Below are 14029 nucleotides of genomic sequence, written 5' to 3' on the forward strand. Positions count from 1 at the left end.
TCCGGCACGGGAACGATCCGGTGCGGGCACCTAGCATGGTGCCCGTTTCCGGTTTGAATCCCTGCATGCCTGTTTCCCCTGCCTTCCTGCTGCCTGCCGCAGAGCCACCGCTTTCGTTGCCACGCCCGTGTTGGGTGATGCTGGCCCTGTGGGGGCTGTTGATCGCCACCGCGGTGCCTGCAGTTCACCTGAGCCAGGCACCCGGTGGTCTGCTGCCGGCGGCGTTGTTCATCCTCGGCGCCGAGCTGCCCTGGATGCTGGCGACGCCGGCGTTGTGGGCAGCGTGCCGGCGCTGGCCACTGCCTGGACGCCGGCACCTGATTGGCTGGCTGGGGCTGGGCCTGCTGCTGACCCCATTGCTGACCGCACTGGGATGGACCTTGGGCCACCTGCTGCTGCAACAGTGGCAGGCGCGACCCTGGCCTGCACCGGCGCAGGTGATGCGTGCGATCGGTATCACGGCCTTGTTCGCATTGCCGACCTTCATCGCGGTGGCGGGCGTGGGCCATGGCCTGGCCGGGTTGCAGCGGTTGAAGGCGCAGTCGGAGGTGCTGCGGCAGGCCCGTGAAGCCGCCCTGCGCCAACATCTGCAGCACCACTTCCTGTTCAACGCGCTCAACGCCATTGGTGGCCTGGCCCTGCAGCGCCCCGGCATGGCGGACATGGCATTGGCACATTTGTCCTCGCTGCTTCGCGATACCCTGCAATGCCCGCCGCATCGCGCCCTGGCCGATGAGCTCGGAGCCGCCCAGGACTATGTGGCCCTGCAGTCGCTGCTGCGCGACGAGGCGTTGCATCTGCACCTGCAGGCCAGCGCCCAGGCGCTGGCGTGGCAGGTGCCGGGCCTGCTGCTGCAGCCATTGATCGAGAACGCGGTCCTGCACAGCGGCTGGCAGCCCGGCGATGCGCCCTTGCGGATCGAGCTGCATGCGCAGGTGGATGGCGGCCTGCTTGAGGTGACGGTGTTCAATCCCTGCCTGCGCCCCTCTACGAGCAACGGACTGGGTACCGGCCACGCTGCGGTGCAGCGGCGGCTGGCGCTGTTGGGAGGCAGGCTGCTGGCCGGCAGCGAGCACGGTGGCTACCGTGCACGGCTGGTCCTGCCGGAGGTCGTCGCATGACGCGTCCATTGAGTGTCCTGCTGGTGGATGACGTTGCACTGGCGCGTGACCGCCTGCGTCAGTTGCTGGTGGACATTCCGCAGGTCCGGGTCGATGCCGAAGCCGCCACTCTTTCGCAGGCACGCGAGCAGCTGCGGGGGCGCCGATTCGATCTGTTGCTGCTGGATCTGGTGCTGCCCGACGGTCGCGGCTGGGAGTTGCCGCAGCAGCAGCCGACGCTGGCGGCACACACCATCTTCGTCACCGCGCTGCCACAGCACGCGCTGCGCGCCTTTGAACTGGGCGTAGCCGACTATCTGCTCAAACCGGTGGCGGCGCCGCGCCTGCAGGAAGCGATCGAGCGCGTGCGCCGGTTGGCGGGGCTGGCACCGGACACGGACCACGGTGCGCCGGCGCTGGCAGTACCTGGCGCCGGTGGCGTCCAGTATGTGCCGCTGGCGCAGATCGACTATGTCGACATGGCCGGGCACTACGCCTGCGTGCACGTAGGACGGCAACTGCATCTGCTGCGTGAACCACTGGCACAGCTGGCGGGGCGACTGGCGGGGGGAGGGCTGCTGCGCGTGCACCGCTCGGTACTGGTGAATCCGCTGCGGGTGCGATCACTGATCGAGCGTCACAATGGCGATGCGCTGCTGGTGCTGGTACTGGCCGACGATGTGCAGCTGCCGGTCAGCCGCAGCTACCGGCCAGCGCTGGAAGCAGCACTGGCGGCACGTACCTGACACACGGCCGGTGCCAGAGAGGGAACGGTTGGCGCCATCGCCGCCGAAGTACGCAATCCAGACGTTGCGGGCAGCGCACCCTGCGGTTTTGCAGAGCGAGGCGGGAGATGCGGATGCGTTGGAGCGTGGGGGTGTTGCTGGGCGTGCTGACGCTGCCTGCGTTGGCTGATGTAAGGGTCAACGTCGAGGATCATCAGGGGCGCGCCGATCGCGTACCCATCATTACCGTCGAGGGGCTGGCGGCGGCCGAGGCGATCCAGCTGCGGTTGTCGATGCAGGACAGCGCCGGCCAGCGCTGGCAGTCACAGGCTGTACTTCGCGCGGACCTCCAGGGGATTGTCGACACCTCACGCAGCGGCTCCGAGCAGGGCAGCTACCGGGGTATCGACGCCAGCGGGCTGATCTGGTCGATGCAGCCGCAGGAAGGAAGGGCCCGTGCACTTCCCGTGCAGTGGCAGCGCTCCGGCGATGGCGTGGGGTTCGAGCCACAGACCTTCGAACTGGAGGTGGAGCGTGCAGGATCGGTGGTCGCACGGCGTTCCCTGCAGCGCCACCTGATGCTGCCTGGGGTGCGGGTGCAACGGGTGCAGATCGAGGGCCGCCCCGCGCACCTGTACCTGCCGGAGGACCTGAAAACCGATGCAGGGGCGCCTGCACTGGTTGCCCTGGGCGGTGCGGAAGGTGGATTCGAGGGTGGCGACCTTTATGCCGCCTGGTTGGCGAGCAACGGCTACGTCGCGCTGTCGGTGGCGTGGTACCGCGGGCCGGGTGTGCCCAAGGACCTGATCGAGGTTCCGCTGGAAACCGTGCGCGATGCAGTGCATTGGCTGCAACGGCATCCCCGCGTGGACCCGCAGCGGGTGGGGCTGATGGGGGGCTCCTGGGGCGGCATCGTGACCATGGCGACGGCGGTGCATCTGCCCGGGCTGCGCGTCGCCGTGTCCTGGGTCGGCAGTCCAGCCCCGTTCCGCGGTATTGCACGTGACGTGGCTCCTGCGGATTTCCGCGCGGTGGAGCGATCACCATTGAGCTGGCAGGGCCGGCCGCTGCCGTGGCTGCCATACCGCGAGGAGGTTGACTGGGGGAGGCCGGGGCCGCAATGGGAACCGGCATTGCGTGCGGCGATGCTGCCCATCGGGAACATTGCCGCCCGCACGCTGTGGATTGGCGGAGGCGATGATCGCCTTGGCGATTCAGGTGTGATGATGGCGGTGGCGCAGCGCCAGCTGGCGGCGGCCGGGCGGGGGGAGCGTGATCGCTTCCTGTATTACGCAGACGCCGGGCATCTGATCACGCCGATCGTGCAGCCGACCACTCATCGCCATGATGTAGGCCCGTTCATTGAAGTGGGGGGTACCGCCGAAGGTCACGCGCGTGCAGACCGTGAGGTAGGGCCCGCAGTGCTGGCGTTCCTGGCCGAGGCGCTGTAGCTGGAAGTGCACCGCCTTGTCCTTGGATCGAACGTCGGGATGGTCGAGCCCGATTGAGATTGATCCACGCATGGCGTGGCTCTACTGCCATCCCATGGATTCCATGCTGTTGCTGTTGAGGTTGCCGGCCAGCGGCCGGCACTACCGCTCGGCAGGGCTGCAAGCCCTGCCGAGCCCCTCTAATCGTGTCCACTGTCGTCAAGGCTGATGATGCCGCGCCGCAGTGCCTGGGTTACCGCATGCGTGCGATCGCCCACGCCCAGCTTGTCCATCAGGCTCTTCATGTGCGCCTTCACCGTCTGCTCGGAAATCTGCATGCGCTCGCCGATCCGCTTGTTCGACAGGCCGCCGGCCACGTGCCGCAGCACTTCGGTCTCGCGCGGCGACAACCGGTCTTCCACCACATGCGCGGCGATGCTGGCCGCCACCGCCGGGGGAATCGGTGCGCGCCGGCCGCCGGCGACCATGCGGATCGTATCGACCAGCTCATGGCGCAGCATGTCCTTCAGCAGGTACGCACTGGCGCCGGCCTGCAGCGCCCTCACCGCGCGTACGTCACCGCGATAGGTGGTCAGCACGATGATGCGTGCACGCGGATCCATCGCGCGGATCCGCACGATGGCCTCGACGCCATCCAGGCGTGGCATCTGCAGGTCCATCAGCACGACGTCCGGCTGCAGCTGCTGGTAGCGCGCGATGGCTTCCTCGCCATCGGCGGCCTCGCCGAGCAGGCGCAGGTCGGAATGGGCGCCCAGCAGTGCCGCCAGGCCGTCGCGCAGCAGCGGATGGTCGTCGACCACCAGCACGCCGATGGGGGCAGGGGACTCAGTCATGGTGTGTTCTACTCCAGGGCCAGCGCCAACGTGATGGACGGCGGTGATACAGGCGCCGGGCAGGCACCGCCAGCGCGACTTCGGTGCCCAGGCCGGGCCGGGTCCACAGCTGCAGTTCGGCGCCGAGGCGCTGCGCACGCTCACGCATGCCCTGCAGGCCCCAATGGCCATGGCCGGCATTCTCGTCGTCGATGCCGACGCCATCGTCGCGCACGTGCAGCAGGAAACACCGTGTGCCGTAGGACAGCTCCACTTCAATGGCGCTGGCATGGGCATGGCGCAACGCGTTGCGGATGGCTTCGCGTCCGATCAGGAACACCTCCTCGGCGGCATCGGCCTGCAGTGCTGGTGTTGCGCCTTCCACGGTCAGGCGCAGCGGATTGGTGCCGTGCCCGGCGTATTCGGCGTGAACATCGGCCAGCGCCGAAGCGAGGTCGCGGCCCGCGAAAGGACCGTCGCGCAGTGCGTTGACCCGCTCGCGACCCTCGGCCAGGTTGCGTTCGGCCAGCTGCATCGCCGATTCCAGCTGGCTGCGCACGGGCTCAGGCGTCTGCGCGGCCTGGCTGATCGCGTGCAGGCGCAGGATCAGGCCCTGGCTGCCCTGCAGCAGGGTGTCATGCAGGTCGCGGGCAATGCGTTCGCGTTCGCCATGGCGTTCCTGCAGGCGCGCGCGGAACAGGGCCGCCAGCTGCCCGCTGCGGATGCGCACCGCCATCACCAGCAGCGCGAGTATCGCGGCTGCGCACAGCAGCTTGAACCACACGGTCTGCATGAAGGTGGGGGCGATGCGGAAGCTGCGGCTGGCCGGTGCAGTGCTCCAGATGCCGTCCTCGTTGGCGGCTTCCACCTCGAACCGGTAATTGCCCGGAGCGAGGTTGGTGTAATACGCGCGGGTGCTGCTGCCGGCATCCTGCCAGCCGTCGTCGACGCCGGACAGGCGATAGCGGTAGCGGTTGCGCTCCGGGCGCGCCAGCGACAGCGCCACGTAATCGATCTGCAATTGGCTGGTGCCGGCCGGAAGGCGCAGGCCATCGCGCAGTGGCTCGTGCTCACTGCCATACAGCACTTCGCCGATGCGCACGCTGGGCGCCATGGTGTTGACGTGCGAGCGGGTGGTGTCCAGCCAGGCCAGGCCCTGGTTGGTGGCCAGCCACAACAGGCCATCGTTGGCCAGTGCGGCGGTGGCGATCGGTCCGCTCTGCAGGGCGATGCCCGGCATGCCATCCACTGCATCGAACAGGCGTGGCGTCACCGGCTGCCCGCTGCGCAGGGCGCGCCGCAGCTGATCGCTCCCCAGCCGGACCAGGCCACGACTGCCATTGAGCCAGAGGTAGCCATTTGCATCGGCGACCATGCCGGTGATGCCTTCCATCACGCCGGCCATGTCGGTGCTCACCTGGACGAACCGGCCATTGCCCAGGCGCACGGCCAACCCGGCCTCGCCAGCAACCAGCAGCAGGTCCTGATGATCGAGTAGCGCCGTGATCGGCCCGACCGACAGGCCGTGGCCGGCGTCGAAGGTTTCGATGCGCGTCGCCCCCACGCGGCGCAACCGGCCATCTGCATAGCCGAGCAGCAGCTGGCCGTTGGCATCCAGTGCCAGCGACGAGCAGGCCTGCTCGGGCAGGCGGCGTTCGCGTTGCCACTGGTCGTGCTGGTAGTGCAGCACCCCCCGTTCGCCGGTGCAGACCCAGGCCTGCTCGTCGTCGGGGAACAGCAGGGCATGCAGTGGTTGCCCGGTGAAGGGCGCAGGCAGCGGAATCCGCGTGGTGCGGCCGGCCACGGTGCGTGCAAGGTTGACCCAGTCGAACTGCCAGATCGGGGTGGGTGCCTGGCGCGCGGCGGCCTGCAGCTGCGAGGCACTGCCATCGAGCAGGATGCGCCTGAGGTCGTAAGGCTTGAGGTCTTCGCCATAGCCATACACATGCCCATCGCTGGCCCGTACCAGTGAGCGGTAGGGATCACTGGGGCCTACCGCCAGCGTGTGCACGCTGCGTGCGCGGAAGCGGTTGAGGCCGAGATTGGTGCCGACCCAGAGATTGCCTTCGCGATCGACGATGATCGGCACGGCCGAGGTGGCGGTCAGCCCGTGTGGCGAATCGAAGCGCTCCATGCGCACGGCGCGGCCACCATCGAAGGTGACGCGGGCGACACCGCCATGCGGGCTCATCGTTGCCCACAGCGCGCCATCGGCAGTGAACTGCAAGCGCGCAGCGACCAGGTCCGGCAGGCGTCGCGCTTCGCGTTCGCTGTCCGGCAGCAGGCCCTGCGCGTTGGCCAGCGGCGACGTACCGCGCACGCGGTCGGCCAGCCAGACTTCGCCCTGCGGGCTTTCGGCCAGCGTCGCCATCTGCGAGACGGCGATGCCGGTGTCTTCGAACGCGGTCTGGCCGGCCGCGCGCATCCAGACCTTCAGGTCGGCCAGTACCCAGAACCTGCCGCGGTTGTCGTGCAGCAGCCATTGCACGCGGTGTTCCGGCACCCCCATGCCAGTGGGCAGCGGCTGCCAGCGTTGGCCATTGAACTCGCGTAGTCCACCATTGATCGCGGCCCACAGCCGGCCGTCACGGTCCTGGCTGAAGTGTGGCACTACACCCACCGGCACGCCCTGGTCGCGGCCGTAGTTGTGCAGCTGGCCGCGCGCGAACTGGCTGATGCCGGCCTGGAAGTAGCCGATCCACAGTGCATCGTCGCGACCCAGCGCAAGGGTGACCATGTTGGTGGACGGGAAATGGCTGCCCGCGGGAGGTGCCTGGCGTTCAAAACGACGACCGTCGAAGCGGTACAGCCCCGAGCCGGTGGCCAGCCACAACAGGCCGTCCCGGTCCTGGGTGATGTCCCAGATATCGCCGGGCGCGCCCTGGCCGACGCGCCAGGCCGTGTGCTCGTAATCGGGCAACCCGCCGCTCACCGGTGGGCGCTGCACGGCAAGGGCGGGCAGGGCGGTCAACAGCAGCAGGCAGGTCAGCAGCGTCCGCAGGCGACGTTGCAACGGGAAGGGGCGGCCACGCATGGCGCGCATTCTGGCAGGTGTGGGGCAGCCAAGGGTGACCCGAACGGGGTAGGCGGCAGGCGCCGCCGTCGGCTATCACGCCGGCATGTCCTCTGGAGCCCGGCAATGCAGCGCCTGTTCGTGATGTTCCCCGACCGCGGTCCGGGCATCGGCCTGCTGTGGCTGCGGCTGTGCGTGGCCGCTGCGTTGTGCCTGCCGGGCGCGCAGGCGGGCTGGCTGTCGGCGCTGTGCCTGCTGGCGGTGGCGATGCTCGCGCTGGGCGTATTGACGCCGCTGGCGGTAGTGCCGGCAACACTGGGCCTGTATGCACAGGCACTGCCGTGGCCACTGGTGGTGTTGCCGCTGGCCTTGCTGGCGCTGGGCCCGGGTGCCTATTCGCTGGATGCGCGGCTGTTCGGTCGTCGCCGGCTCGGCCATCGGCCTCCCCCATTCGGGTAGGTGCCGGCCTCGACCGACGGGGGTAGGGCATCGTGCGGCGGCCACGCACCATGGGCCACCCCCTCGCTGCGTCCCCCATGGCCACCGTTGTTCCGCCCGATCCGCCCGCCGTGTCGCTGGCACCGCAGCAGGCCGCCGCATTGCAGCGCGCCCTGCGCTACGTCGACGAGCATCTGTCACAACCGTTGCGGGTGACCGAACTGGCGCAGGCCGCCTGTGTCAGCCGTTTCCACCTGGTGCGCCTGTTCCGCAGCGGCACCGGTGCAAGCCCGCTGCGCTACGTGCGCCGCCGTCGCATCGAACGCGCGCGGCAACTGCTGCCCGGCGCGCAGCTGCCGATGGCATGCCTGGCGCAGCAGCTGGGCTTCTTCGACCAGAGCCATTTCGTCCGCAGCTTCCGCGCCGAGACCGGCTGCAGCCCCGGCCAGTACCTGGCCGGTGATGCCGCCCTGTTGCTTCCCCCTGATCATGTTTCCAACGGAGTCCATCCATGAGCCTTGCCACCGCCACGCCCGCCCCGGCCCTGCTGTCGCCTACCGACCATGCCCTGGTGCTGATCGACTTCCAGTCGCAGATGGCGTTCGCCACCCACACGATCGACATCTCCGCGCTGCGCAACAACGTGTCGCTGATCAGCAAGGGCGCCAAGGGCTTCAACGTGCCGGTACTGCTGACCACCGTTGCCGAAGCGTCGTTCTCCGGCCCGATGTTCCCGGAACTGCCGGAGATCTTCCCGGGCCAGACAGTGTTCGACCGCACCTCGATGAACACCTGGGAAGACCAGCCGGTGATCGATGAGATCAATCGCATCGGCAAGCGTCGCCTGGTTGTTGCCGGGCTGTGGACCAGCGTCTGCATCGTGGGTCCGGCGCTGTCGGCGCTGGCGCAGGGCTTCGAGGTCTACGTGATCACCGATGCCTGCGGCGATGTCAGCGAAGAAGCCCACGAGCGTGCGATCACCCGAATGGTGCAGGCCGGTGCGGTGCCGATGACCAGCGTGCAGTACCTGCTTGAGCTGCAGCGCGACTGGGCACGGGGTGAGACCTACGAGCTGACCACCGGCATTGCCCGCGACCATGCCGGCGGCTATGGCATCGGCATCCAGTACGCCAAGCGCATGTTCGGCGCGCAGGAAGGCGGGCACTGAGCATGCTGGCCGGCCATGGCCTCGACCTGGCCCTGCTGATGCTGCGCGTGGCGGCAGGAGGCTTCCTGCTGCCGCACGCGCTGGGCAAGCTGTTCGGTTGGTTCGGTGGTCCCGGGCTGACTGGCTTCGCCACGGAGCTGCGCGGCTTCGGCCTACCAGCGGTGGCTCCGCTGCCGCTGCTGCTGGCCCTGCTGCAGGTGCTGTCCGGGCTGGCCGTGCTGCTGGGCTGGCAGACCCGTGTCGCCGCGCTTGCGGCGGCCGCCTTCATCGGCTTCACCGTACTGTTGGCCCTGCCCAGGGGCTGGTTCTGGATGCGCGGTGGCAGCGAGTACCCGTTGATGTGGACCACGGTACTGCTGGCCCTCGCGCTGACCGGGCCCGGCGCCTGGGCACTGGACGGCCAACGCCTTCCAGGAGACCTCGCATGAGTCACGATCCACTCGATCACGGCCGCCGCAACGTGGTGCTGGCTGGCAGCGCCGCGGTGGCGCTGGGCCTGGGCGGCCGTGCCGGTGCCGCACTCGATTCCACTTCCAAGGAGCGTCGCATGAGCACGCTGGTCATCCGCAATGCCCGCATCACCACCCTCGACCCTCAGCAGCCGCATGCACAGGCGCTGGCCGTGCAGGATGGGCGCATCGTTGCCGTCGGCAGCGACGAGGAGATCATGCGCGGCTGGGGCAACGAAGCGACCCTGATCGACGCGCAGGGCCGGCGCCTGCTGCCCGGGCTCAACGACAGCCATACCCATCTGATCCGCGGCGGCCTGAATTACAACCTGGAGCTGCGCTGGGACGGCCTGCGTTCGCTGGCCGACGCGATGGCGATGCTCAAGGCGCAGGTCGACCGCACCCCTGCGCCGCAGTGGGTGCGCGTGGTCGGTGGCTTCACCGCCGCGCAGTTCAACGAGAAGCGCCTGCCCACGCTGCAGGAGCTCAACGACATCGCGCCGGACACGCCGGTGTTCCTGCTGCACCTGTACGACCGGGCGCTGCTCAACCGTGCGGCGTTGCGCGCCTGTGGCTACACCAAGGACACGCCGGATCCGCCGGGTGGGCAGATCGTGCGTGACTCGCTCGGCAACCCGACCGGGCTGCTGCTGGCCAAGCCCAATGCGCTGATCCTGTACGCGACGCTGGCCAAGGGGCCACGCCTGCCGATCGAGTACCAGGCCAACTCGACGCGCCATTTCATGCGCGAACTGAACCGGCTCGGCATCACGTCGGTGATCGATGCCGGCGGTGGTTTCCAGAACTATCCCGAGGACTACCAGGTCATCGAGCAGCTGCATCGCGATGACCAGCTGACGGTGCGCATCGCCTACAACCTGTTCACCCAGAACAAGGGCAGGGAAGTGGACGACTTCCGCGGCTGGAGCGAGATGCTTCAGCCGCGACAGGGCGATGACCTGCTGCGCCACAACGGTGCCGGCGAGATGCTGGTGTTCTCCGCGGCCGACTTCGAGCTGTTCAACGAGCCGCGCCCGGAACTGCCGCCGGAGCTGGAGCCGGAACTGCGCGACGTGGTGAGGCTGCTGGTCGAGAAGCGTTGGCCGTTCCGCATCCATGCGACGTACGACGAGAGCATCACCCGCATCCTCGATGTGTACGAACAGGTCAACCGCGAGGTGCCGTTCGATGGCCTGCACTGGTTCATCGACCACGCCGAGACCATCACCCCGCGCAACATCGAACGCATCCGCGCGCTGGGCGGCGGCATTGCCGTGCAGCATCGCATGGCCTACCAGGGCGAGGCCTTCGTCGAGCGCTACGGCGTGCAGGCAGCGCGGCATACCCCGCCGGTCAAGCGCATGCTGGCCGAAGGCGTGCCGGTCGGTGCAGGAACCGATGCCACCCGTGTGGCCAGCTACAACCCGTGGGTGGCGCTGTCCTGGCTGGTGACCGGACGCACCGTGGGCGGGCTGGCCCTGTATGGCGATGAGAACCTGCTCGAACGTGAGCAGGCGCTGCGCCTGTGGACCCAGGGCAGCGCGTGGTTCTCCGGCGACGAAGCGGTGAAGGGCACGCTGAAGGCCGGCCAGCTCGCCGACTTCATCCTGCTTTCGGCCGACTTCTTCCGCGTGGATGACGCGCAGATCGCCGACATCACCAGCGTGTTGACCGTGGTTGGCGGCCGCATCGTGCATGCCGACGCCGACTATGCAGGGCTTGCGCCGCAGCTGCCGCCGGCGATGCCCAACTGGTCGCCGGTCAACAGGTTCGGTGGCTACCACGTTGGCGGTACCGCCACTGGATTGACCGCCGCGCATCACCACCATCACGGTGTGGCCTGCAGCACCCACGGCGCGCACGGCCATGCGGCCCGGCATGCTGCACCCACCGACGACCTGACCGCGTTCTGGGGCGCGATGGGATGCTCGTGCTTCGCGTTCTGAGCCTTGCGCTGCTGGCCGCACCCTCGCTGGTGCAGGCCTGCGACGGCGGTCACTGCAGCGACGCGGGCGACGGTCAACTGCAATGGGATGCGTCGCTGCGCGTGCGTGGGCTGTACTACGACCCGAGCCGGTTCGGCATTGGCGGTAGCGAGGATGGCTATGGCCTGCTGCGCGCGCTGGCCTCGGCCAGCTATGTGGAAGAGACCTGGCAGGCGAAGCTGCAGCTGGGTGTGCATGGTGAGAGTGGCAAGGCCGGCGGCCCGGGCCGTACCGACCGCAGCGCGCTGGACGTGCAGCAGGCGTACTGGCGCTGGCAGCACGGTGGCCTTCATCTGCAGCTGGGCCGGCAGGAAGCCGGCTACGGCAGCTCTCGGCTGCTGTCGGTGCGCGATGGGCCGAACATCCGCCTGGCGTTCGACGGTGCACGTGCAGGCTGGAAAGGCCGCTTCGGCACGCTGGATCTGACGGCGCTGCGGCCGGTGGAGAACCGACCCGGTGCCTTCGATGATCGCGGCGAACACGGCGCACATCTGTGGGGTGCCTATGCCACCACGGCGCGTGGACAGGGCGCGGGACAGTGGGATCTGTACCTGCTGGACTACCGCCGCGACGGCGCGCGCTTCGCCGCAGGCAGCGGTACCGAACGTCGGCAGACCCTGGGCACGCGCTGGTTCGGCCAGGCTGGTGCACTGGACTGGAACAGCGAGCTGGTGGCGCAGGGCGGTGAACTGCGGACGACCACCGGCACGCTCGATATCCGCGCCTGGACACTGGCTACCGATACGGGGTGGCGCTGGACGAACCTGCCGCTGCAACCGCGGCTGGGGCTGAAGGCGGACATCGCCAGTGGCGATGGAAATCTGCATGACGGCCGCCTGGGAACCTTCAACGCCTTGTTCCCGAAGTCGGCCTATTTCAGCGAGGCCAGCCTGCTGGCCCCGGCCAACCTGATGGACGTCCAGCCGACCCTGACCCTGCGCCTGCACGACGCGGTGACGACGGAACTGGGCGTACAGATGGCCTGGAAGCATCGTCGCGCGGACGCGGTCTACACCACGCCCGCACCGCTGGTGGCGTTGCCGGGCAGCGCCGGTGGCGCGCGCCGCATCGGTACTCAGTACAAATCCGAAACCCGCTGGCAGGCCAGCGAACACTGGCAATGGCAGCTTCAGCTGGCCTGGGTCGATGCCGGGCCTGCACTGAAGCAGGCCGGTGGCCAGGACACGTTGTTCGCCTCGATCGTTGGAGCATGGCAATGGTGAACGCAACCGCGTCGCAACCCCCCGCACAGGCCGCAGGCGCCTGGTCCCCGCTGAAGATCCAGATGTTCCGTTCGATCTGGCTGGCGATCCTGGCCAGCAACATCGGCACCTGGGTCAATGATGTCGCCGCTGCCTGGGTGATGGCCGAGCGTACCGGCTCCCCGTTGATGGTGGCCCTGGTGCAGTCCGCCACCACCGTGCCGATCGTGCTGCTGGCACTGGCCGCCGGAACCCTGGCCGACATCGTCGATCGCCGCAGGTACCTGCTGGCCACCCAGGGCTGGATGCTGCTGGTCGCGGCGGTGATGGCGGCACTGACCGCGATGGACATGCTGACCCCGCAACTGCTGGTGCTGCTGACCTTCTGCATGGGCTGCGGTGCGGCGATGGCGATGCCGGCGCAGGCCGCGATCGTGTCCGAACTGGTGCCGCAGCCGATGCTGGCTTCGGCGGTGGCGCTGAACTCGATCGGCATCAACATCGCGCGCTCGATCGGCCCGGCCATCGGCGGCGTGATCGTTGCCCAGCTGGGCGCCGTCTGGGCGTTCGGCTTCAATGCCATCACCTTCGCCGCGATGCTGTTCGTGGTGTGGGGCTGGAAGCGCGACCCGAAGCAGTCCAGCCTGCCGCCGGAAGGGTTCGGTGCCGGCCTTAAGGCGGGCCTGCGCTATGCCAGCCGCGCCGGGCGGTTGCAGGCGGTGTTGATCAAGTCGGTCGGCTTCTTCTTCTTCGCCGCTGCGATGAACGCGTTGCTGCCGGTGGTGGTACGCGGGCAGATGCACGGCGGGGCGGGGCAGTACGGCATGCTGCTCGGCTGCATCGGCATCGGTGCCGTGGGTGGTGCGTTGCTGCTGCCGAAGCTGCGCGCACAGATGGATCGTGACCTGCTGGTGCTGCTGGCCACCCTGTCGCTGGCCCTGAGCCTGGTCGGCCTGGCGCTGACCCGCAACTGGTACGTGCTGCCGCTGGTGATGCTGATCAACGGTTTTGCCTGGATCACCGTGCTGTCGTCGCTGCAGATCGCGGCGCAGACGGCGGTGCCGGCGTGGGTGCGTGCGCGTGCACTGGCGTTGTACATCATGGTGTTCTCTGCCGGCATGGCCGCCGGCGGGCTGAGCTGGGGCGCGCTGGCACAGCGCACCTCGCCGGAGCTGGCCTTGCTGGTGGCTGCTGCGGGTGCGGTGATCGGCGGGTTGCTGGTGTGGCGCGTGCGCATCGCCGGCACCGAAGACCTCAACCTGCGCCCGGCGGGGCATTGGCCGGCCCCCGAACTGTCGGTACTGGTATCCAACGATCGCGGCCCGGTGCTGGTGACCATCGAGTACCGCATCGATGACGCTGATCGCGCCGCGTTCCAGGCACAGATGCGCGCACTGGGCACGATCCGTCGCCGCGATGGCGCCGTGGTCTGGGGCGTGGTCGAGGATGTGGCCACCCCGGGCATCCACCTGGAGTATTTCGTGACCCCGTCGTGGCTGGAGCACCTGCGCCAGCACGAACGCATCACCGCCGACGACAAGGCGATCCAGGAAGTGCTGCGCGCGTTGCATCGGGGCGAGCGTGCACCGGTGGTGCGTCATTTCGTGGGTGGGCACGATCCCCTGCCGAAGACCGGCGTACCACACCACCACAGCGATATCTGACCCAAAAAGGGGACGGAGGGGA

General features: G+C 68.6%; 12 protein-coding genes. 10 read left to right on the forward strand and 2 right to left on the reverse strand.

Translation table 11 applies throughout. The annotated features are described in order from the left end of the window. Positions 1-65: 65 nt before the first annotated feature. The 3 genes from BKE09_RS21185 to BKE09_RS21195 all read left to right on the forward strand — a co-directional run bounded on the left by BKE09_RS21185 (position 66) and on the right by BKE09_RS21195 (position 3276). Positions 66-1121, forward strand: coding sequence for a histidine kinase (locus tag BKE09_RS21185; RefSeq protein ID WP_240502967.1), 1056 nt, complete (start codon positions 66-68; stop codon positions 1119-1121). Continuing rightward, entirely contained in the window at positions 1118-1846 is a 729-nt protein-coding gene (locus BKE09_RS21190) for a LytTR family DNA-binding domain-containing protein (protein WP_075677855.1), read from the forward strand. The genes BKE09_RS21185 and BKE09_RS21190 overlap by 4 nt, the downstream gene beginning before the upstream one ends. Positions 1847-1959: 113 nt before the next feature. Then, positions 1960-3276, forward strand: a complete 1317-nt coding sequence (locus BKE09_RS21195; RefSeq protein ID WP_240502968.1) for an acyl-CoA thioesterase/bile acid-CoA:amino acid N-acyltransferase family protein — start codon at positions 1960-1962, stop codon at positions 3274-3276. A gap of 179 nt (positions 3277-3455) precedes the next feature. Here the strand turns inward: BKE09_RS21195 and BKE09_RS21200 are convergent, their stop codons facing one another. Next, positions 3456-4109 (reverse strand): response regulator transcription factor, encoded by a 654-nt coding sequence (locus tag BKE09_RS21200; RefSeq protein ID WP_014037539.1) that lies wholly within the window; start codon positions 4107-4109, stop codon positions 3456-3458. After that, positions 4102-7131: a sensor histidine kinase gene (locus tag BKE09_RS21205; RefSeq protein ID WP_075677857.1), complete on the reverse strand. Its 3030-nt coding sequence runs from the start codon at positions 7129-7131 to the stop codon at positions 4102-4104. Before BKE09_RS21205 ends, BKE09_RS21200 begins: the two co-directional genes overlap by 8 nt. A gap of 96 nt (positions 7132-7227) precedes the next feature. Between BKE09_RS21205 and BKE09_RS21210 the strand changes: the two genes are divergently transcribed. From BKE09_RS21210 to BKE09_RS21240, 7 genes are all read left to right on the forward strand, one after another. Further along, a complete protein-coding gene (locus BKE09_RS21210; protein WP_075677859.1) occupies positions 7228-7560 on the forward strand; it encodes a hypothetical protein in 333 nt (110 codons plus the stop codon). Between the two features lie 50 nt (positions 7561-7610). After that, positions 7611-8054: an AraC family transcriptional regulator gene (locus tag BKE09_RS21215; protein ID WP_075677861.1), complete on the forward strand. Its 444-nt coding sequence runs from the start codon at positions 7611-7613 to the stop codon at positions 8052-8054. Further along, the gene (locus BKE09_RS21220) at positions 8051-8707 is read left to right on the forward strand and encodes a hydrolase (RefSeq protein ID WP_049422794.1); all 657 of its coding nucleotides are present in this window, start codon (positions 8051-8053) and stop codon (positions 8705-8707) included. Before BKE09_RS21215 ends, BKE09_RS21220 begins: the two co-directional genes overlap by 4 nt. 2 nt (positions 8708-8709) lie before the next feature. Then, on the forward strand, positions 8710-9135 hold the full coding sequence (locus BKE09_RS21225; protein WP_075677863.1) for a DoxX family protein: 426 nt from the start codon (positions 8710-8712) through the stop codon (positions 9133-9135). 119 nt (positions 9136-9254) lie between these two features. Then, a complete protein-coding gene (locus BKE09_RS21230; RefSeq protein ID WP_170871786.1) occupies positions 9255-11102 on the forward strand; it encodes an amidohydrolase in 1848 nt (615 codons plus the stop codon). Beyond that, on the forward strand, positions 11081-12364 hold the full coding sequence (locus BKE09_RS21235) for an alginate export family protein (RefSeq protein WP_075677867.1): 1284 nt from the start codon (positions 11081-11083) through the stop codon (positions 12362-12364). Before BKE09_RS21230 ends, BKE09_RS21235 begins: the two co-directional genes overlap by 22 nt. Next, positions 12358-14007, forward strand: coding sequence for an MFS transporter (locus BKE09_RS21240; RefSeq protein ID WP_075677869.1), 1650 nt, complete (start codon positions 12358-12360; stop codon positions 14005-14007). Before BKE09_RS21235 ends, BKE09_RS21240 begins: the two co-directional genes overlap by 7 nt. The last annotated feature ends 22 nt before the right edge of the window (positions 14008-14029 follow it).

The organism is Stenotrophomonas sp. TD3, from assembly GCF_001939825.1.
Classification (GTDB): domain Bacteria; phylum Pseudomonadota; class Gammaproteobacteria; order Xanthomonadales; family Xanthomonadaceae; genus Stenotrophomonas.

Bases quoted from the DNA above. Each gene is read 5' to 3' on its own strand.
- BKE09_RS21185 (WP_240502967.1), top strand. From the start codon at position 66: ATGCCTGTTTCCCCTGCCTTCCTGCTGCCTGCCGCAGAGCCACCGCTT.
- BKE09_RS21210 (WP_075677859.1), top strand. From the start codon at position 7,228: ATGCAGCGCCTGTTCGTGATGTTCCCCGACCGCGGTCCGGGCATCGGC.
- BKE09_RS21205 (WP_075677857.1), bottom strand. From the start codon at position 7,131: ATGCGCGCCATGCGTGGCCGCCCCTTCCCGTTGCAACGTCGCCTGCGG.
- BKE09_RS21190 (WP_075677855.1), top strand. From the start codon at position 1,118: ATGACGCGTCCATTGAGTGTCCTGCTGGTGGATGACGTTGCACTGGCG.
- BKE09_RS21195 (WP_240502968.1), top strand. From the start codon at position 1,960: ATGCGTTGGAGCGTGGGGGTGTTGCTGGGCGTGCTGACGCTGCCTGCG.
- BKE09_RS21220 (WP_049422794.1), top strand. From the start codon at position 8,051: ATGAGCCTTGCCACCGCCACGCCCGCCCCGGCCCTGCTGTCGCCTACC.
- BKE09_RS21225 (WP_075677863.1), top strand. From the start codon at position 8,710: ATGCTGGCCGGCCATGGCCTCGACCTGGCCCTGCTGATGCTGCGCGTG.
- BKE09_RS21240 (WP_075677869.1), top strand. From the start codon at position 12,358: ATGGTGAACGCAACCGCGTCGCAACCCCCCGCACAGGCCGCAGGCGCC.
- BKE09_RS21230 (WP_170871786.1), top strand. From the start codon at position 9,255: ATGAGCACGCTGGTCATCCGCAATGCCCGCATCACCACCCTCGACCCT.
- BKE09_RS21200 (WP_014037539.1), bottom strand. From the start codon at position 4,109: ATGACTGAGTCCCCTGCCCCCATCGGCGTGCTGGTGGTCGACGACCAT.
- BKE09_RS21215 (WP_075677861.1), top strand. From the start codon at position 7,611: ATGGGCCACCCCCTCGCTGCGTCCCCCATGGCCACCGTTGTTCCGCCC.
- BKE09_RS21235 (WP_075677867.1), top strand. From the start codon at position 11,081: ATGCTCGTGCTTCGCGTTCTGAGCCTTGCGCTGCTGGCCGCACCCTCG.